The organism is Noviluteimonas lactosilytica, from assembly GCF_020866925.1.
In the GTDB taxonomy this organism is placed as follows: domain Bacteria; phylum Pseudomonadota; class Gammaproteobacteria; order Xanthomonadales; family Xanthomonadaceae; genus Noviluteimonas; species Noviluteimonas lactosilytica.
This window is the reverse complement of the sequence record NZ_JAJGAK010000002.1, coordinates 462474-482568: the sequence shown is the minus strand read 5'-3', so window position 1 is coordinate 482568 and position 20095 is coordinate 462474. Positions and strand designations below refer to the sequence as shown.

The 20095-nt window shown below is 67.0% G+C and carries 17 protein-coding genes; 12 read left to right on the top strand and 5 right to left on the bottom strand.

Annotation, left to right across the window (positions count from 1 at the left end):
* The first annotated feature begins 23 nt into the window (after positions 1–23).
* Genes LK996_RS11445 through LK996_RS11435 form a run of 3 tightly spaced genes read left to right on the top strand, consistent with a single transcriptional unit; the run spans position 24 to position 4978 of the window.
* Positions 24–2936 carry a TonB-dependent receptor gene (locus LK996_RS11445; protein ID WP_230527361.1) on the top strand — a complete coding sequence of 971 codons (2913 nt, stop codon included), beginning with the start codon at positions 24–26 and terminating at the stop codon, positions 2934–2936.
* Between the two features lie 49 nt (positions 2937–2985).
* Positions 2986–4557, top strand: coding sequence for a serine hydrolase (locus tag LK996_RS11440; RefSeq protein ID WP_230527359.1), 1572 nt, complete (start codon positions 2986–2988; stop codon positions 4555–4557).
* A gap of 31 nt (positions 4558–4588) precedes the next feature.
* Positions 4589–4978 (top strand): hypothetical protein, encoded by a 390-nt coding sequence (locus LK996_RS11435; RefSeq protein WP_230527357.1) that lies wholly within the window; start codon positions 4589–4591, stop codon positions 4976–4978.
* Here the strand turns inward: LK996_RS11435 and LK996_RS11430 are convergent.
* Together LK996_RS11430 and LK996_RS11425 are read right to left on the bottom strand one after the other, a co-directional pair.
* The gene (locus LK996_RS11430; protein WP_230527356.1) at positions 4970–6139 is read right to left on the bottom strand and encodes an alpha/beta hydrolase; all 1170 of its coding nucleotides are present in this window, start codon (positions 6137–6139) and stop codon (positions 4970–4972) included. The two genes, LK996_RS11435 and LK996_RS11430, sit on opposite strands and share 9 nt — an antisense overlap.
* Before the next feature lie 111 nt (positions 6140–6250).
* Positions 6251–6658 (bottom strand): ExbD/TolR family protein, encoded by a 408-nt coding sequence (locus LK996_RS11425; protein ID WP_230527351.1) that lies wholly within the window; start codon positions 6656–6658, stop codon positions 6251–6253.
* Between the two features lie 349 nt (positions 6659–7007).
* Here LK996_RS11425 and LK996_RS11420 point away from each other — a divergent pair, with 349 nt between their 5' ends.
* Positions 7008–8123, top strand: coding sequence for a right-handed parallel beta-helix repeat-containing protein (locus LK996_RS11420; protein ID WP_230527349.1), 1116 nt, complete (start codon positions 7008–7010; stop codon positions 8121–8123).
* Positions 8124–8199: 76 nt separating this feature from the next.
* On the opposite strand, the gene LK996_RS11415 is transcribed toward LK996_RS11420, so the two are convergent.
* Together LK996_RS11415 and LK996_RS11410 are read right to left on the bottom strand one after the other, a co-directional pair.
* Positions 8200–8766: a hypothetical protein gene (locus LK996_RS11415; protein WP_230527348.1), complete on the bottom strand. Its 567-nt coding sequence runs from the start codon at positions 8764–8766 to the stop codon at positions 8200–8202.
* Between the two features lie 96 nt (positions 8767–8862).
* Positions 8863–10362: a tetratricopeptide repeat protein gene (locus LK996_RS11410; protein ID WP_230527347.1), complete on the bottom strand. Its 1500-nt coding sequence runs from the start codon at positions 10360–10362 to the stop codon at positions 8863–8865.
* 126 nt (positions 10363–10488) lie between these two features.
* On the opposite strand from LK996_RS11410, the gene zwf reads away from it, so the two are divergent.
* The 8 genes from zwf (at position 10489) to LK996_RS11370 (ending at position 17180) form a co-directional block, all read left to right on the top strand.
* Entirely contained in the window at positions 10489–11958 is a 1470-nt protein-coding gene (zwf, locus tag LK996_RS11405; protein ID WP_230527346.1) for a glucose-6-phosphate dehydrogenase, read from the top strand.
* Positions 11958–12659 carry a 6-phosphogluconolactonase gene (pgl, locus tag LK996_RS11400; protein WP_230527345.1) on the top strand — a complete coding sequence of 234 codons (702 nt, stop codon included), beginning with the start codon at positions 11958–11960 and terminating at the stop codon, positions 12657–12659. The genes zwf and pgl overlap by 1 nt, the downstream gene beginning before the upstream one ends.
* Positions 12659–14491: a phosphogluconate dehydratase gene (gene edd, locus LK996_RS11395; RefSeq protein WP_230527343.1), complete on the top strand. Its 1833-nt coding sequence runs from the start codon at positions 12659–12661 to the stop codon at positions 14489–14491. Before pgl ends, edd begins: the two co-directional genes overlap by 1 nt.
* Entirely contained in the window at positions 14488–15504 is a 1017-nt protein-coding gene (gene glk / locus LK996_RS11390; RefSeq protein WP_230527341.1) for a glucokinase, read from the top strand. The genes edd and glk overlap by 4 nt, the downstream gene beginning before the upstream one ends.
* Before the next feature lie 8 nt (positions 15505–15512).
* Positions 15513–16151, top strand: a complete 639-nt coding sequence (locus LK996_RS11385) for a bifunctional 4-hydroxy-2-oxoglutarate aldolase/2-dehydro-3-deoxy-phosphogluconate aldolase (RefSeq protein ID WP_230527564.1) — start codon at positions 15513–15515, stop codon at positions 16149–16151.
* Between the two features lie 101 nt (positions 16152–16252).
* Positions 16253–16498, top strand: coding sequence for a hypothetical protein (locus tag LK996_RS11380; RefSeq protein WP_230527339.1), 246 nt, complete (start codon positions 16253–16255; stop codon positions 16496–16498).
* 56 nt (positions 16499–16554) lie between these two features.
* Positions 16555–16881: a type II toxin-antitoxin system RelE/ParE family toxin gene (locus LK996_RS11375; RefSeq protein WP_230527337.1), complete on the top strand. Its 327-nt coding sequence runs from the start codon at positions 16555–16557 to the stop codon at positions 16879–16881.
* Positions 16878–17180, top strand: a complete 303-nt coding sequence (locus LK996_RS11370; RefSeq protein WP_230527334.1) for an addiction module antidote protein — start codon at positions 16878–16880, stop codon at positions 17178–17180. The genes LK996_RS11375 and LK996_RS11370 overlap by 4 nt, the downstream gene beginning before the upstream one ends.
* 76 nt (positions 17181–17256) lie before the next feature.
* Here the strand turns inward: LK996_RS11370 and LK996_RS11365 are convergent, their stop codons facing one another.
* Complete coding sequence (locus tag LK996_RS11365; RefSeq protein WP_230527333.1) at positions 17257–20031, bottom strand: TonB-dependent receptor; 2775 nt, start codon at positions 20029–20031, stop codon at positions 17257–17259.
* Positions 20032–20095 lie beyond the last annotated feature (64 nt).

Below are 20095 nucleotides of genomic sequence, written 5' to 3'. Positions count from 1 at the left end.
AGGGCATGAAGGGGATCAACCGAGTGAAGAAGAACGCCTTGCAGAAGTCGACGTTGTGGCTCGCGCTGGGCATGGCCCTGTCGATGCCGCTCGCGATGCCTGCGTTCGCGGCCAACACCGACGGTTCGCTCGTCGGCCACGTGCCCGCGGGCGCGCAGGTCACGGTGCGCAATCCGGAGACGGGTTTCGAACGCACGGTCACGGCGGATGCGGACGGCAGCTATCGCTTCCCGTTGCTGCCGGTCGGCAGGTACACCGTCGAGGTGCAGTCGGGCGGTGCCGCGGTCGGCAGCATCCAGACGGTCACCATCAGCCTCGGCAACGCGACGACGCATGACGTCGGCACGGGGCCTGCGACGCTGGAAGCGGTGACGGTGACGGGTTCGTCGATCTCGCCGATCGACGTGAGCTCCACCGAAACGGCGACCAACCTGACCATCGAACAGATCGATCGCCTGCCGGTGCAGCGCGACGCATTGTCGGTGGCGCTGCTCGCCCCGGGCGTGGTGCGCGGCGAATTCGGCGGCGTGTCGTTCGGCGGTTCGTCGGTCGCGGAGAACGCGGTCTACGTCAACGGCCTGAACATCACCGACTTCTACAACCGCGTCGGCTTCTCGACGGTGCCGTTCAACTTCTTCCAGGAATTCCAGGTCAAGACCGGCGGTTACTCGGTCGAATTCGGCCGCACCACCGGCGGCGTGCTCAACACCGTCACCAAGTCCGGTACCAACGACTTCAAGGCCGGCGCGCAGCTGGTGTACGAACCCGACTGGCTGCAGAGCGAGCAGCAGGACAACCCGGGCCGCATTTCGCGTTACGACGAGTTCGACCGCGCGGCGCTGAACCTCTGGGCGTCCGGCGCGATCGTGAAGGACAAGCTGTTCTTCTTCGGCATGTACGAAGCGCGCAAGTACGATCCGCGCAATTCGGACGACACCTACGACACGTTCTTCGATGGCCGTTCGAACCCCGGCTTCTGGGGCGCGAAGGTCGACTGGCAGATCACCAGCGACCACGTGATTTCGGCGATGGGCTTCTCCGACAAGACCAAGCTCACCACGGACGAGTACGGGATCGAGCCGGCGCAGGACCTCAACGGCGCGCGCATCTACCAGAACACCACGTTCAACGAGAGCGGCGGCGACAACTGGAACCTGACGTACACCGGCTACCTCACCGACACCTTCACGATGAAGGCGATGTACGGCGAGAACAGCCGCACCTCCGACATCCACAGCCTGACCGACGACCAGTGTTCGCTCGTGCAGGACCGTCGCGTGGGCTCGGGGTTCCTCGGCTGCACCAGCAACACGGCCGTGATCGCGCGCGCCGACGATCGCGAGCAGTACCGCCTGGACTTCGACTGGCAGCTGGGCGACCACCTGCTGCGCTTCGGTTACGACCACGAGAACAACACCAGCTTCTACAACCAGCGCTATCCCGGCGACGGCCGTCGCTTCGAAGTCTTCGAAGCCGGCGACGAGGTCAACGGCGTGCCCACGCCCGATGGCGTCGACGCGTACGTCCGCACGCGCGAGGTCCGCAACGAAGGCAACTTCGAGACGGTCAACTCGGCGTACTACCTCGAAGACAACTGGCAGATCACCGACAACTTCCTGCTCAACATCGGTATCCGCAACGAGGAGTTCGACAACAAGAACGGCGAGGGCGTCAGCTACATCAAGATGGACAACATGTGGGCGCCGCGCCTGGGCTTCTCCTGGGACATCCTCGGCGACTCCTCGTTGAAGATCTTCGGCAACGTCGGTCGTTACTTCCTGCCGGTCGCCAACGTCATCAACATCAAGCAGGCCGGTCCGTTCCTCGATCGCCGCACGTTCTACGTGTTCGAAGGCTTCGACGAGAACAACATCCCGATCCTCGGCGAGCAGCTCGGCGACGTGGACGACTCGCAGGGCGACGGCACCGTGCCCGACGTGCGCGGCGAAGTCGACGCGGACATGGATCCGGTCTACCAGGACGAGTTGATCCTGGGCTTCCAGAAGCAGATCGACGCGAACTGGTCGTTCGGCGCGCGCGGCATCTTCCGCAAGCTCACGAACGCGATCGACGACATGGAGATCACGTACAACGGGCTCTGCGAAGTCGGCGGCTTCATCATGGGCAACCCGGGTGAAGTGGCGACCATCTACAGCGACACCGACTGCGACGGCGAGAACGACGCCTTCGTCGACATCGACACCCGCAACACGGGCTGGGCGCTGTACGACGTGGACGGCAACTTCGTCGGGTCGACCGGCTGGATGAAGCCGCGCCGCGACTACCAGGCGATGGAGCTGGTGCTCGACCGCGCGTGGGACAACAACTGGTCGTTCAACGCGTCCTACACGCTCGCCTTCAGCCAGGGCAACGCGGAAGGCCCCGTCAACTCCGACACGGACTTCTCCGACTCCGGCCGTACCGAGGCGTTCGACAATCCGTGGGTGAACTTCAACGCGCACGGTTACCTGCCGAACGATCGTCGCCACCAGATCAAGTTGAACGGCACGTATGCGCTCAACGACGCGTGGGAGTTCGGCGCGACGCTGGATGGTCGTTCGGGCCGTCCGGTCAGCGTGTTCGGCGTCGGCAACCCGTTCGACGAGACCGAGTTCCACTCGTTCTACGTGTGTACCGCGAACTGCGATGCGTCGCATCCGGAACGCACGTACACGCTGTTCCCGCGCGGCAGCGAGGATCGCCTGCCGTGGGAATGGGACGTCGGCGCGAGCGTGACGTACAAGCACTCGTTCGGCGCTTCGGACCTGTCGGTGAAGTTCGCCGTCTTCAATCTCTTCGACCGCCAGGTCGTCAACGAGGTCAACGAAGATCGCGAACTCGCCAACGCCATCGGCCTGATCAACCCGCTGTACGGCCAGGGCACCGGCTACCAGGCGGCGCGCTACGGCCAGATCACGGTTTCGCTGGATTTCTAAGGCACCCCCGGCGGCCCCCCGGGCCGCCGTTTTTTTTCCGGGTGGAAGGATGAAGCGAACCGTTCTTTGCATGATGCTCGGCCTGCTCGCCTTCGGCGCGCAGGCCGGGCCATCACCGCAACAACCGTCATCGAACGCTACGTACGACCGCATCGTCGACGATGCGGTCGCGCGTTATCGATTGCCCGGCATCGCCGTCGGCGTGATCGAGGACGGCAGGATCACGTATGCGACCACGCGCGGCGAGCGCGTGGCCGGCAGCGGCGAAACATTGACGCCGCAATCCATTTTCAAGATCGCCTCGAACACCAAGGCGATGACCGCGAGCGTGCTTGCGCGCCTGGTCGACCAGGGCAAGTTGCGCTGGGACGATCCGGTGGTGAAGCACCTGCCGCGCTTCGCGATGTTCGATGCGTGGGTCACGCGCGAGATGACGGTGCGCGACCTGCTGGTGCACAACAGCGGCCTGCCGGAAGGCGGCGGCGACCTGATGCTGTGGCCGGAACCCAACAACTTCACGCGCGACGACATCGTCGCCGGACTGCGCCACATCAAGCCCGCCTACAGCTTCCGCTCGGGCTATGCGTACGACAACCTGCTGTACGTGGTCGCCGGCGAAGTGGCCGCGGCCGCGGGCGGCGCGCCGTACGAAACGCTCGTGCAACGCGAGATCTTCGAGCCGCTGGGGATGACGCGCTGCCGCGTCGGTGCGTTCGACCGTGATGCGACCGGCGATGTCGCGCAGCCCAACGTGCGCAAGCCCGACGGCCGTTATGTCGCCGGCGACAACGTCGACGACGCGCAGGTCCCCGCGATCACCTCCGCCGCCGCCGGCGGCATCCGCTGCAGCCTCGACGACATGCTGCGCTGGATGCAGGCGTGGCTCGCGCCCGATGCGCAGGCGAAGGCGTGGTTGTCGGAAGAACAGCGCAAGGAGATGTGGAAGGCGCGTACGCCGATGCCGATTTCCTCGCGCCGCGTGCGCTGGGACAACACGCACGCGCTTGCGTACGCGTATGGCTTCCGGCTCGCCGATGTCGACGGGCAATGGACCGTATCGCACACGGGCACGTTGTCGGGCATGTATTCGGCGATGGTGCTGCTGCCCGATCGTCGCAGCGGCTTCGTCTTCATGATCAACGGCGACGCCGACGATGCGCGCACCGCGCTGAGCACAGTGTTGCTGAAGACTTTCACGAAGCCGGGGCAGGGCGTCACGATCGCGCGCTACGCCGACGAGCTCGACGCGGAAGACAAGGACGCCGAAGCGAAGGCGAAGCACGAGACGAAACCCGATGCGCCGCGCACGCCGGTGACGGCGCCGTTCGACGACGCGCGCACGGGCACGTGGCGCGACCCGTGGTTCGGCACCGTGCGCGTGTGTCCCGCGAACGGGCGCCTGCGCTGGCAGTCTGAGAAGTCGCCGCTGATGGTCGGCACGATCGTCGCGGTGGACGGCCGCTGGCGCGTGGACTGGGACGAAGACCGCGTGGATCTCGAAGCCTGGGTCGACTTCGCCGACGGCCGCATGCGGATGGCGAAGGTCGATCCGGAAGGCGATTTCAGTTCCGACTACGAGGACCTCGATTTCACGCGCGTGGGCGACTGCGCGCTAAAGTAGGCCGCGCGTCCCGCACGACGGAGTCCGCGCCATGACATCGGCCACCCTCCAGCGCATCCTCGCCGCGATCTTCATCATCCTCGGCACGTGGTGCATGTTGCTGCCGCGCATGGTGGAGCAGCTGACGATCCGCCCCGAGCACCAGGTGCTCACGCCCGCCTCTTCGGTCTTCATCGCGTGCTTCGGCGCGCAGGCGGTGCTGTGCGGTGCGATCATCTGGTTCTCGAAGTTCACGCCGAAGACCTTCCTGGTCTTCGGCCTGCTGGGCTCGATCCCGTTCTTCGCGTTCAACTGGTACTTCTACTTCGTGCAACCGATCTTCACGAAGTGGATGCTGCTCGATCTCGCCGGCAACGTCGGCATCCTGCTGGTCGGGCTGATCGGCTATCGCATCTCCAAACGCGAGCATCCGTTAGGGTGAGGTTGCGTTCGACGCCGGCGCGGTCGACGCTGGCGCGGTCGACGAGAACGCTGCCTGCAGCTGCTTGCCTGCCAGTTGCTGCGCGTCCTTCGCCTTGTCGACCACGGCACCCATGCCGAAGAACTCGTGCGCGACGCCGTCGTAACGCTGCACCGTCACCGGCACGCCCGCGGCACGCAGCTTCTCGCCGAGTCGTTCGCCTTCCGAACGCAAGGGGTCGATCTGCGCGAGGATGATCGTCGTCGGCGGAAGGTTGGCGAGGTTCGCTTGATCGACCAGCGCAATGCGCGGATCCGACGCCTTCGACGCATCGCCCAGGTAATTCTTCGCGAACCATTCCATCATCGGTTTGTTGAGCGGCTTGGCGTTCGCGTTCTCGATGTACGACGGCGAATTCATGTCGTCGTCCGCGACCGGATACACCAGGACCTGCGCGAGCGGCGCCTGCCACTGGTTGTCGCGCGCGGCGATCGACACGTTCGCGGCCATGTTGCCGCCCGCGCTTTCGCCGACCACGGCGATGCGTTTCGGGTCGCCGCCCAGGCTTGCGGCATTCTTCAGCAGCCACTGATACGCGGCCTTCGTGTCTTCATGCGCGGCGGGGAAGGGATGCTCGTGGCCCTGGCGATAGTGTGTCGACACGACGACCGCCTTCGCTGCGTTGGCGATCGCGCGCGGGCTCGCGTCGTAGGTGTCGAGGTCGGCGATCACCCAGCCGCCGCCGTGGATGTACAGCACGACGGGGAACGGTCCTTCGCCTTCGGGCGTGTAGATGCGGATCGGCACCGCGCCGCGGGGGCCGGGGAACGTGCGGTTATCGACTTTCGCGACGGCTTCCGGCGTCGTCGGTTTGCCTTGCGACTCGAGCAACGCCTTCACCGCATCGGCAGGCGAGGGTTGCTTGCGTGCCTCGACGGCGGTGAGCGTTTCGATCGGCTTGCCGCCAAGTTTGCCGAGCTGGTCGAGCACGGCCTGCATCTGCGCATCCGCCTGCGGCGGCGTGCTTGCAGGCGTGGCCGCGGTTGCCGGCGTCGCTGGCGTCACGGCGTTGGCGAGCGTCGCAGGCGCGGCCGGCGTTGCAGGGGATTCCGCGTTGCGATTGCACGCGACTGCGAGCAGCGACAACGACAGCGCGAACAGCAGCGGTTTGCTTCCTTGCATGACGACATCCTCGGCAAGGCGATGCACGTCGCATCGCGGTGCCGTGGACGCTACGCAGCACGCGATCCACGTCGCGTGACCAGCCTCTTCCGTTGCAGGCTCCGCTCGCGCTCAGCGTTGTACGAACGCGATGTTGTCCAGCCGTGCCGAACGCGCCTGCGCAAGCACGCGCGTCACCACGCCGTAATCCGCGTCGCCGCTCGCATCGATCTCGAGCACCGGCGGCCGCTTCGCATCGCGTTGCGCTTCCACTTCCATCAACGATTGCAACGCGGAGAACGGTTGCGCCGCGCCGTTCCAGGTGACGGAACCATCGGCCAGGATCGCCAGGTGGATGCGTTGCGGCGGATCGACGATGTGCGGGGCCGGCTGCGGCAGGTTGAACTCGACCGACTTGGTCAGCGTCGGCGCGGCGACCATGAAGATGATCAGGAGGACCAGCATCACGTCGACCAGCGGGGTGATGTTGATGTCCGCGAAGTCGCGATCGATCGGCTGCGTGAATGCGGAGACGGCCATGCTGCACCTCCGGATGCGGGCGGGAGGCCCGCTTGGGGCCAACGTTACGCCCGACCTCACAAACCTCGCAACTGGCGTGAAGAGCGAGGCGATTTTCACGCCGTCGCAACATCCCGTTTGCTGCTGAGTTCGCGCAAGACGTGCCTGATTTCTCGCTTTAGCATTTTTGTAACATCACAAAAATCAGGCGTTTGGAGCGTCTTTTTCGCATTCAGAATTCGAAGCTGAACCGTACACGTGGACCAATCCGCAGAATTGCGAAATTCTGCTTCCCATCTTTCACGTGGTATCTACATTTGCCCTCGCCCCGGCGATGACCCGGGTTTGAACTTCAACGAGGGGAAACACCATGCAGTCCACGAACACCGCGCGCCGCGCCTTCATCAAGAACTCCGCGTTGGTCGCGGTCCCGCTGCTGATCGGCGGCGTTTCCCTGCCGGCCTTCGCGCTGACCACGCCGCCGACCCGCGCGCGCGGCACCACGATCCGCAACGTGAAGAACTACGGCGCCTACGGCGACGGTCTCCACGACGACACGGCCGCCATCCAGGCCGCCATCAACTCGCTGCCGACCACCGGCGGCATCGTGCAGATCCCGGCCGGCACGTACCTGATCGACGTGGCGAAGAAGATCAACTGCCGCAACCTCATGCTGCTGCAGATGGATCCGAACACGATCCTCAAGGCGAAGACCAACGGCCTGTCGCGTTATTACATCATCAACCTCAGCGGCAAGTCCGACGTCGAAGTCGCCGGCGGCCAGCTGGTCGGCGACCGCGACACGCACAACTATTCCGCCGTGTCGGGTACCCACGAGTGGGGCCACGGCATCTACGCCGGCAGCGGCGCCAAGCGCATCACGATCCGCGACCTCCGCGTGTCGAAGTGCACCGGCGACGGCGTGTGCATCGGTGGCGCGTCCTCGGACGTGGTCATCGCCAACATCATCTCGACCAACAACCGTCGCCAGGGCCTGTCGATCACCAACTGCTCGAACATCAAGGTCTACGACTCCGAGTTCAGCTACACGCAGGGCACGGCGCCGGAGTGCGGCATCGACATCGAGCCGGACGCGGGCTACACCTGCACCAACGTGCTGATCCAGAACTGCCGTTTGAACAACAACAAGAAGTACGGCATCAACATCTGGAACCGCACGACCAACGTGACGATCACCGGCTGCACGCTGGAATACAACGGCAGCCTCGGCATGGGCACCGTGGGCATCAACGGCCTGACGGTCACCAACAACACGTTCCGCTACAACTCGGCGACCGGCGTGGTCTACAACACGAACACGCTCAACGGCAAGCACAACGGCAACATGTCGTACAGCAACTACACGCGCCTCGGCGCGAAGACGCGCACGCCGTTCACGCAGACCGGCTGGTCGTCCAAGATCGAACGCGACGTGCTGCTGCGCAACGGCGCCCAGGTCGTCATCGGTTCGAACAACTTCAAGTAAGACCTGTCGCACTCGTCGGCGACACGAGGGCCCCCGGCAACGGGGGCCCTTTCTTTTTGCGCGACGCGCGCGGCGATCAGCGCACCGGAATCATCAGGTGCTGGTACGGCGTGCCCGCCCACATGACGTAAGGCACCGAGGTGTCGGGGTCGGCGTTGCCCGGATACATCGCATAGAACTCGGGCGCGGCGCCGACGATCATCACGTGCGGCCCGGTTTCCACCCAGTGGTTCTCCGCCGACGGCGCGGTCGCGTACGGATCGGTGTTGCTCGCATCGGTGCCGCCTTCGAGCATGTACATCAGGCCGACCTTGCCGACGGTCGGCGACTGCTTGCCCATCCACGCGTTCGCCCATGCCATCGCCGCCTCGTCCATGCACATCGGATCCGGGCCTGGCGTGGTGGGGTTGTCGGGCATGCAGGTGAACCCGTTGCTGCCTTCGCGCAGGATGCGCATGCCGCCCTTGTCGTCGGCGGCGACGATCTTCGCGCCGCTGGCGACTTTCGCCGGCGCGGCCTTCATCGCGCTGTCGATGAGTTGCTGGTCGGAGAAGGGCGCGGCCGGTTTGTCTTTTTCGCCGGCGAGGACCGCCACGCAGGCGGCCGCGAGCGTCGCGGCGAGCACGATCTGGATTCGACGCATCGGGAACCTCCACGAATCGCGCCGGACGCACGTCCGGCGTCCGGTTGAACGCGATCGGGGCACGGGTGCGGTCGTGTGCGGCGGGTTAACCCGCGATCAATGCGAGGCGCTGCTTTCCAAGCCGAGTTTCGCGTTGCGCCGATTCGGGTAATGCGCAAGCGCGCGCGCGTAAGCGTCATGTGCCTGCGCGCGCTGGCCGTTCGCGAGATAGGCCTGTGCGAGCAACTCTTCCGCAGGCAATGTCGGTCCGGGCGTCACTGCGTGCTTGGGCGTGCCGGATTCCAGTTGCGCCGCGGCCTGCAACTTGGCGATGCCATCGTCGACATGGTGGTTCGCCTGCGCGAGCGCGCCTTCGAGTTCGAGTCGCAGCACGCGGATGTTGCGCTCGAACAGCGATTCGCCCGCACGCGCGGCGTTCGCTTCGAGCGCCTGCAAACGCGCATGCGCGGTGCGCGCTGCATCGAGTTCGCCGATGCGCGCCGACCCCAGGCCGTGCGCGAACTGCGCGATCGCTTCCGGCCACGGAAACTTGTCCCACGCGACCCATGCGGGTTGGCGCGGCACGAGTGCGGCCGCGGCGTTCCAGTCGCCGGTTTCCAGCGGAATGCGCGCCTGCACGGACGCAAGGTGGAAGGCGGTCTTGAACGACGGTTGCAGGTGCTGTGTCGCGAGCAGTCGATCGCGTTGCTTCACGGCGTTCGCAACGTCGCCTTCCTGCAGGTACGCGTACACGAGGTACTCGATCGCATGCGGGAACTCGTCCCACACGAATTCGCCGCGCTCGCCCGCCGGGTAACGCAGCGCCGCATCCGCCGCGCGCAGGTTGCCGCGCACGACGCCGGCCCAGTCGCCCTGGCGCGTGTACACGTGCGTGGGCATGTGCAGCGCGTGCGGGTTATCGGGTGCGACGGATTCGTAGCGATGCACGACGTTCGGCGTTTCGCGCTCGCGGCCCGGGACGTCGTCGGCATGCACGAGGTAGTGCATCGCGCCGGGATGGTCGGGCGTGCGCGCGAGCACGGGCGCAAGGATCGCCGCGGCTTCGTCTGCGTTCGCACGCGTCGCGCGATCCTGCGGTGTCGTCGCGAGCACGGCCAGCGCGTGGAAGGCCGCCGCATCGGCATCCCGGGGAAACGCCGCATGCACGCGCGCCGACGCATCGGCCCAGCGACGGATGCGCGCCCAGTAGTCCTCGGAAGCCGGGTCCTGGAAGAAGGCCGCCGTCGCGTCGACGAACAATGTCTCGCGACGATCCTTCGTTCCGATCGCGCGTGCGCGCTCTACTTCATTCCAGCCCGCCTGGCGCTCGGCGAGATCGGGTCGCGTCGGCCACAGCGGCTGGAACAGCGTCGACGCCACGCCCCAGTGCGCCATCGCGCACTTCGGATCGCGCTCGGCGACCTCGCGAAACGCCGCGCGCGCCTGCGGATAGGTCATGTGGTGGAGCAGGGCGAGCGCGCGATCGAAGCCGGCCTGCACCGCCGGCGCGCAATGCACCTTGAAGTCGACGGCGCCCGCGGCGTGGCCGGCATGCGGATCGCCGGCCAACGCGGCGCTCGTGCATGTAACAAGAAGCAATGTAACGGCGCGCTTCACAGGGGCCTCCGTCTACATCGCACGGATCGTAGCCCCCATGTAATCGTATGCAAGGCCAGCCGCCGTCACCGCGGGTAGGGGCAATGCGGTTTAGTCTTTACCGTCGCCCAACCCCCATTCAGCCGCATGCCCGCTACGCCTGCTTCGCCCGCCACGCTGCTCGTCATCTTCGGCGCCTCCGGCGACCTCGCGCAGCGCATGCTGCTGCCTTCGTTGTATGGACTGCAGCAGGCGGGCCTGCTGCCGGACGGCTTGCGCATCCTCGGCACCGCGCGCAGCGAACTCGACGATGCGGCCTTCCGCGCGAACGTCGCCGACGCCGTGCGCGCGCAGGTGCCGGCCGCCGATCTCGACGATGGCTCGCTCGACACGTTGCTCGCGCGCATCGGCTACCAGCCGGCCGACAGCAGCGACGGCGCGTCGATGGAACGCCTCGGCGCGCGCATCCGCGAACTGCGCGACGGCGACATCCTCTACCACCTCAGCACCGCGCCGCGTTTCTATGGCCCCATCTGCGACGCGCTCGGTGCGCTCGACCTGGCTGGTCCCGGCACGCGCGTGATGCTCGAGAAGCCGATCGGCCACGACCTCGCCAGCGCGATCGCGATCAACGATGGCGTCGCGTGCGTGTTCGACGAAGACCGCGTGTTCCGCGTCGACCACTACCTGGGCAAGGAAGGCGTGCAGAACCTGATCGCGCTGCGCTTCGGCAACGCGATGTTCGAGCCGCTGTGGAATTCTCGCCACATCCAGCACGTGCAGATCACGGTGGCGGAGACGGTCGGCGTCGAAGGTCGCGGCGATTACTACGACACCAGCGGCGCCATGCGCGACATGGTGCAGAACCACCTGCTGCAGTTGCTGTGCCTGACCGCGATGGAGCCGCCGTCGCGCTTCGAGCCCACCGCGGTGCGCAACGAGAAGATCAAGGCGCTGCGTTCGCTGCGCCGCATCGGGCGCGCCGAAGCGCTGCACGAAACCGTCAGCGGGCAATACACGTCGGGCGCGGTCGGCGGCAGGGTCGTGCCGGGCTACGTCGAGGAACTCGGCCGGACGAGCCGCACCGAAACCTTCGTCGCGCTGCGCGCGCACATCGACAACTGGCGCTGGTCCGGCGTGCCGTTCTACCTGCGCACGGGCAAGCGACTGCCGAGTCGCGCGACCGAGATCCACCTGCAGTTCCGCGCGGTGCCGCATTCGATCTTCGATCCGGGGGCGCGCATCGCGCCGAACGCACTGACGATCCGCCTGCAGCCGGAAGAACGCATCGAACTGCGCCTGATGAGCAAGACGCCGGGCCTGGATCGCACGGGTCTGCAGTTGTCGCAGGTCGCGCTCGACCTCGACATGCACGAAGAGTTCGCCGCCGCGTCGCGTCGGCCCGCATACGAGCGCCTCTATCTCGACGCGCTGGAAGGCAACGGCACGCTGTTCGTGCGCCGCGACGAAACCGAAGCGGCGTGGGAATGGGTCGACGCGGTGATCGACGGCTGGCGCGCGAACGACATCGCGCCCAAACCCTATCCCGCCGGCACGTGGGGTCCCGCGAGCGCCGTGGCGATCACCGAACGCCATGGCCACACCTGGCGAGAGTGATGGCCTGGATCGAACACGACCACGCAAGTCCCGAAGCGCTCGCCGAAGCGCTCGCCGACGAGTTGCACGCGCGCTGCCGCGACGCGATCGACACGCGCGGCCGCGCGTTGCTCGCGCTCGCCGGGGGACGCACGCCGTTGCCGGCGTATCGTGCGTTCGCGGCGAAGCGGCTGGACTGGTCGTGCGTCGTGATGTTCCCCACCGACGAACGCTGCGTGCCGCACGATCATCCCGCGTGCAACGTGACCGAACTGCGGCATGCGTTCGATGGTGCGCGCGGCGAGATCATCGAGTCGCTGACGACCGAAGACGGCGATTGCGCGCGTTCGGAAATGCATGCGCGCCGGCGCCTTGCGGTGTATCCGGAATTGTTCGACGCGGTCGTGCTCGGCATGGGCCTGGACGCACACACCGCCTCGTTGTTCCCCGGCGCGCCGCAATTGCGTGAAGCGATGGACCTCGACAACGCGCTGCCCGCCACGCGCGTGGATCCGCATCCGTTGCCCCCCGAAGCCCCGTTCCCGCGCATTTCGCTCACGCTCTCGCACCTGCTGCATTCGCGCAGGCTGATCCTCGCGATCACGGGCGAGGGCAAGCGCGAGGTGTTGCGCAAAGCGCGCGCGTCCACCAGAGTCTCGTCCTTCCCCGTGGCCGCATTGGGGCAGGGGGAAACGGACGTGCACGTGCACTGGAGTCCTTGATGCACCCTGTCGTCGAACGTGTCACCCAACGCATCGTCGAACGCAGCCGCCGCACGCGCGGCGATTACGTCGCGCGCATGGATGCAGCCGCCGCCGCGCACGAAGGCCCGGCGCGCATGCGCCTGAGCTGCGGCAACCTCGCGCACGCCTTCGCGGCGTCGGGCGAAGACAAGCCGCGCCTGCGCGGCGGATACACCGGCAACATCGGCATCGTCACCGCCTACAACGACATGCTCTCGGCGCACCAGCCGATGGAGCATTACCCGACGCTGATCCGCATGGCCGCGCGCAACGCGGGCGGCAGCGCGCAGGTCGCCGGCGGCGTGCCGGCGATGTGCGACGGCGTGACGCAAGGGCGCGTCGGCATGGAGTTGTCGCTGTTCTCGCGCGACGCGATCGCGATGGCGACCGCCGTGTCGCTCTCGCACGACATGTTCGACGCGGTGCTGTGCCTGGGCGTGTGCGACAAGATCGTGCCGGGCCTGCTGATCGGCGCGCTGAGCTTCGGCCACCTGCCGGTGATCTTCGTGCCCGCAGGCCCGATGCCGCAGGGCCTGACCAACAAGGAAAAGGCGGCCGTCCGCCAGCGTTACGCCGAAGGCAAGGCGACGCGCGAGGAACTGCTCGACGCCGAAGCCGCCTCGTACCACGCGCCTGGCACCTGCACGTTCTACGGCACCGCCAATTCCAACCAGACGATGATGGAAGCGATGGGCCTGCACATGCCGGGCACCGCGTTCGTCAACCCGGGCACGCCGCTGCGCGATGCGCTCACGGTGGCGGCGACCGAACAATCGCTGCGCATCAGCAAACTCGGCGAAGACTTCCGGCCGCTGTACCGGACGATCGACGAACGCGCGATCGTCAACGCGATGGTCGCGCTCGCCGCCACCGGCGGATCGACCAACCACGCGATCCATCTCGTCGCGATGGCGCGTGCGGCGGGCGTGATCATCGACTGGGACGACCTCGACGAACTCTCGCGCGTCACGCCGCTGATCGTGCGCGCGTATCCCAACGGCGCCGCCGACGTGAACCACTTCCACGCCGCGGGCGGCATCGGCTTCGTGTTGCGCGAACTGATCGACGCCGGCCTCGTGCATGCCGACATCCCGTGCGTCAGCGGCGGCGACCTGCGCCAGCAGGCGATGGAACCCTGGCTCGACGGCACCGCGTTGCGCTGGCGCGATCCGCCCGCGGTGACACTCGATGCAGGCGTCGTGCGCCCGGCCGCCGATCCGTTCGACGTCGAAGGCGGCTTGCGTCGCGTGCAGGGCACGCTCGGCCGCGGCATCGTGAAAATCTCCGCCGTCGCGCCGGAATACCGCAGGATCGAAGCGCCCGCGCGCGTGTTCGAATCGCAGGACGACCTGCTCGCCGCGTTCAAGGAAGGCACGCTGCAGGGCGATCTTGTCGCCGTCATCCGCGGCCAGGGCCCGCGTGCGAACGGCATGCCGGAACTGCACAAGCTGACACCGACCCTCGCGGCGATGCAGGACCGCGGGCAGCGCGTCGCGTTGCTCACCGACGGCCGCATGTCGGGTGCGTCGGGCAAGGTGCTGTCGGCGATCCACGTCACGCCGGAATCCGCGGACGGCGGCCCGATTTCGCGCGTGCGCGACGGCGACCGCATCCGCATCGACGCGGATGCCGGCACGATCGACATCGGTGTTCCCCAATCCGAATGGCAGGCGCGCGAACCGCATCGCGCCGACCTCGCGGCCAACCGCACCGGCATGGGTCGCGAATTGTTCGCGATGATGCGCGCGCAGGTCGGCACCGCGGAGGCGGGCGGCAGCGCGTTGTGGACGGACGAGGAGGGCGCGCGATGACGATGGACGCCGCCTCGAAGCGGGCCTGCGCGCCGGACGTGGCGCTCGTCGCCGACATTGGCGGCACCAATGCCCGGTTCGCGCTGACCGACCTCGATGCGCCGACGGCGACGCTGCGCGAGATGCGCGCGCTGAAGGCCTCCGAGTTCGCGAGCCTGGAACACGCGATCGAACATTACCTGGCGGAAGTCGGCGTCGCGCCGAAACGCGGTGCGCTCGCGGTCGCGAGTCCGGCCGATCGCGACGAGATCCGGCTCACCAATCGCGCGTGGTCGTTCAGTCGCAGCGCGTTGCAGAAGACGCTCGGCTTCGACGAACTGCGCGTCATCAACGATTTCGGCGCCGTGGCCTGGGCCGTGCCTGCGCTGACGCAGGCCGATCGGGAAACGCTGCACGGCCCGACGTCGGGTCCGTTGCGCGGCCCGGTCACCGTGATGGGCCCGGGCACGGGCCTCGGTGTCGCGATGCTCGTCGGCGACGAAACGCACGGCTGGCACGCGGTCGAAACCGAAGGCGGGCACGTGACGTACGCGCCGATCGGGGAAGAAGAACAGGCGATCGCGCGCTGGCTGACGTCGCAGTTCGGCCGGTGTTCGAACGAGCGCGTGCTGTGCGGCGCGGGCCTTGCGCACGTCGATGCGGTGTTGCGCGGGGCGACGCACGATCTCGACGCGAAGGTCGTGTTGCGCGACCCGGCCGACATCGTCGCCGCCGCGCTCGCCGGACACGATGTCGCGGCGCGGCGCGCGCTCGCGCGCTTCTGCGCGGTGCTGGGCAGCGTGGCGGGCGACGCCGCGCTCATCCACGGCGCACGCACGGTGGTGATCGCCGGCGGCATGGTGCCGCGCTTCCTCGGGTTCCTGCGCAGCAGCGCGTTCCGCGAGAAGTTCCTGGCGAAGGGCCGCTTCGCCGCCTGGCTCGAGAACGTCACCATCCACTGCATCACGCACCCGCAGCCCGGCTTGCTCGGCGCGGCGATGGCGTTGCGCGCGAGCGCGAAGGCAACGACATGAACTGGACGATGGAATCGCGCATCGCGGCGGTCGATGCGATCCTGCGGGCCGCACCGGTGGTGCCGGTGCTGACCATCGAGCGCCTCGACGACGCCGTGCCGCTGGCGCGCGCGCTTGCCGACAACGGATTGCCGGTGCTCGAAGTCACGCTGCGCACCGATGTCGCGCGCGCGGCGATCGAGCGCATCGCGCGCGAGGTCCCCAATGCGATCGTCGGCGCGGGCACGGTGCTGAAGCGCGAGGATCTGCTCGCGGTCTCCGATGCCGGCGCGCAGTTCGCGATCTCGCCCGGGGTGACCGACGGGTTGTACGCCGCGGCCGCGACGTCGGCGATTCCCTTCATTCCCGCGATCGCGACTGCCAGCGAGTTGATGCACGGGCTCGACGAAGGACACGCGCGCTTCAAGTTCTTCCCGGCCGAATCGGCGGGCGGGGTGGGCGCGATGAAAGCCTTCGCGGGACCGTTCGCGCACGTGGGTTTCTGCCCGACCGGCGGCATCGACGCGGCGAAGGCGCCGGCGTATCTCGCGTTGCCGAACGTGATCACCGTCGGCGGTTCGTGGATGGTGCCGAAGGACGCGCTGGCCGCCCGCGACTGGGACACGATCGGCAAACTCGCGGCGGACTGCGCGCGCCTGCGCGGCTGACGCCGCGCTTCCGGAATTCCTACAAACCGACGCGGCATCTACCGATGCCGCGCGGCGACGCCGTGCGCGAGGCTGGCTCCGACCCCGACAAGGAGCAGCACATGCGCATCGAAGACGTCCACATCGGCATGAAGGAAAACGAACTGCGTGCCGCGCTTGGCGCGCCGTACCGCGTGCAACTGGCCGGTGCATCGATGGTGTATCGCTGGCAGGACGCGCACGGCGACGCCGACGCGTGCGAATGGCTGCGCGTGCGGTTGCGCCGCATCCGCGGGCAGACGATGGCGCATGCCGTCGTCGACCAGGTCGAGGGGCGCTGCAACGGCAAGGCGATCGCGATGCCGTGAGGCTCGCGGTCCTCCTCGCGCTATTGACATTGCTCGCTTATAGGCGAACACTCCCCATGCCCGTCGAACTCCGCCACTACATCTCGCCGTGGGGCTCGGACCCTTATCAGCGTTGGCTCAAGGACCTGCGCGACGTGCGCGGCAAGGTGGCGATCCTGCGGCGCATAGACCGCCTTGAGAACGACAACCCCGGCGACCACGCGCTATGCCGGGAAGGCGTGTGGGAGCTGCGCATCGACGCAGGCCCGGGCTATCGCGTGTATTTCGGCAAGGCCGGCGGCGCGATCGTGCTGCTGGGCGCCGGAGACAAGGATTCGCAGTGGCGCGACCTCGATCGCGCGATCGAAGCATGGCAGGACTACAAGAGAAGGAGCCGATCATGACCAAGCCGCACCGCAGCCACGACGAAGCGACCGCCGAACTGTTGCGCGAAGATCCTGCGCTCGCAGCCGAATACCTCGACGCCGTGCTCGAGGATGGCGACCAGGCGGAAGTCCTCATCGCCCTTCGCCACATCGTCAACGCGCGCAGCAGCATCCAGAAGGTCGCCGAGCAGACCGAGCTCAACGCGACCACGCTCTATCGCACGCTTTCACCCACGGGCAACCCGGAACTGCGCAGCCTCATGAAGGTGCTCGGCGCCGTCGGCCTGAGGCTCTCGATCGAACCCGTGCGCGCGTGATCCGCACCGCGCTGCGCGCAGGCAAAAAAAACCCTGCCGGCGCGAACCGGCAGGGCGGAGGTCACACGAGGGGTGATCAGAACTTGTAGCTGACGCCCAGCAGGTAGGTACGGCCCCACTCGATGTTCTCGAGCGGACGGTCCTTCGACGTGGCGTACGTGGTGTAGCCGGAGTTGGTCAGGTTGCTGGCCTGGAGCAGGAGGGTGACGCCCTTCAGCGCCGTGCCTTCGCCGAACATGTAGCTGACCTGCGCGTCGGTGATGTCTTCACCCTCGACGTAACGCAGCGTGCGCTCGGCGGCGAAGTTGCTGATCTCGCCGATGAAGTCCGAACGCCAGCGCTGGTTGACGCGCGCTTCGAAGCCGCCGCGCGCGTAGTACGCCGTGAAGCTGTAAACCTCGTCCGACAGGCCGGGCAGGGTGATGTTGCTCGCGCCGACGCTCGAGACGCTCGACGGATCCGGCGGGATCGTGATGTTGCTGTCGAAGAACGACGCGCTGCCGACGATGCCGAAGCCTTCCGCCGCGTCCCAGAACAGGTCGAGCGGGAGCGAAGCGGTCAGTTCGAGACCCTGCAGGTAGCCGCCCTTGCCGTTGTACGGCGCGGTGAACGTACCGATCGGCGACACCGGCACCGGGAAGGTGTCGGAGGTGATGAACGGCGTGAAGTCGAGCTGGCGACCTTCGGTGAAGATGTAGGTGCGCAGGTCCTTGTAGAAGGCTGCGGCCGACACGTAACCCTTGGTGCCTTCGAAGTACTTCTCGTACGACACGTCGAACGCGTTCGCTTCCCACGGATCGAGCAGCGGGTTACCGCCCGAGCCGCCCGGAAGCAGCGTCGAGGTGCTCACGCCGAATTCGAACGAGGCGCGGAGCTGGTCGAGGCGCGCGCGCGCGAGCTGGCGAGCCGCGGCGAAGCGCAGCGTCTGCTCGTGCGGCAGCATGAACGCGAGGTTGAGGCTCGGCAGCCAGTTCGTGTAGTCCTTGCCGTTCTCGAACGGCACGCGGTTTTCGCCTGCCGGGCGGTTCGGATCCCAGTAGAAGGAATTCGACGACTGGTCGGTGTGCTGCATCTGCACGCCGACGTTGCCGCGGACCGGGATCGAGCCCCACGTGGTGTCGATGTTGCCGCGCAGCCAGCCGGTGGTGATTTCTTCGTCGACCGTCCAGGCCTTCGACACGAGGTACGAGGCGTCTTCGTTCGGCGCAAACGTCATGTAGCGCGCGACGGCGCCCGGCACGTTCCAGGAAGGAATGAAGCCGATGCCGGCGAACGTCAGGTCGACCAGGCCGTACTGCAGGTCCGGCGCGATCGTCGTCGGGCCCTGCGCGCCGAGATTGATGTTGCCTTCCGGCTGGCGCTTGGTCTTCTCGCGATCACCGAAGTGGCCGCCGATGTCGAAGTCGGAGAACAGACCGTCGAGCGCGCCCGGCACCGGAATGTTGGCGTTGAGCTTGAAGCCCTTCAGTTCGTCGACGACGCGCGGCGTCTTGCCGTAACCCGAACCGTAGATCGTGTTCGCGATGAACAGCGTCGACGGATCGGAGTAATCGAGACCCGGCTGGATCGTGGCGAAGCCCGAGCTGGGGAAGTTGAGGTTCAGCGTGTCGAACGTCGGGTTCGGCAGCAGCTGCAGGTTGTTCTCGAGGCTGAGCTCGTCGCGGTGCGACTTCGACCAGCTCATGTCGGCGGTGAGGAGCACTTCGCCGGCCTTGATCTCGTTGTTCCAACCCACCGCGTCGATGCTGTCCTGGCGCTTGTTGTACATGCCGCGCACGAGCGGATACGCGTTGGTCAGCGTGCCGCCGGTCAGCGTGCCGTTGCCGTTGACGTTCGGCGTCCAGACCTGCGGGTCGGGGTTGCCGTTGTAGTTGAAGTTGGCCTCGAACTGGTTCGCCGTGTCTTCCTGCACCGCGGAGGTGTGGAAGATGTCGAGCGTGGAGGTCCACTCGGTGATCGGCGCGAACTGCACGGTGGCCATCGCCGCGTTGCGGCGGATGTGGCCGGTGCGGCGCAGCGCCTTGGCGCCGTCGGTGACGGACGTGCCTGCCGGCACGCCGTTGCGACCCGCGACCTGCCACGGCTCGTACAGGCCGGTCTGTTCTTCCTGGATCGGAATGTCGGAGTGCGAGAAGCCGATCGCGAGACCGAGGTCGCCGCCGGCGAACTGGTTGATCACGCTCGCGTTGATGCGATTGCCGTCGCCGTCGGCGTTCGCGGCCGAGCCCAGCGAGTTCTTCTGGTAGCGCGCGCTCACGGCGTACACCGGCTTGTCGAAGTCGAGCGGGCGCACGGTGCGCATGTCGATCGTGCCCGACAGGCCCTGGCCCACGAGCGCGGAGTCGGGCGTCTTGTACACGGTGACGCCGGACATCAGTTCGGACGGGTACTGGTCGAACTCGACGCTGCGGTTGTCGCCGGTGCTGACCATTTCGCGGCCGTTGAGCAGCGTGGTCGCGAAGTCGGGCGACAAGCCGCGGACGCTGATGACCTGCGCGCGGCCACCGACGCGCTGCGCGGCCAGGCCCGGCAGGCGCGAGATCGATTCGGCGACGGAGATGTCGGGCAGCTTGCCGATGTCTTCGGCGGAGATCGCTTCGACGATCGACGTCGAGCGCTGCTTCACGTTGATTGCGTCTTCGATACCGGCGCGGATGCCGGTGACCGTCACGGTCTGGAGCTGCTTTGCCTGCTGCTGCTCCGGCGTTTGCTGGTTGGCCTGCTGGTCCTGCGCGTTGGCGGTGTCGGCGTCGGTCGTCGTCGTGGTCGACTGCGCCCAGGCGCCGGTCGCCAGCATCATCGTGGCCGAAGCCAGCGCCACGCTGAGCATGTTTCGCTTCAACTGCTTCATTTAGCTCCCCTCCCAAAAGGAAAATCCCCGGTGACGGATGGTAGGCGGAGCCCGTCAGCTAACG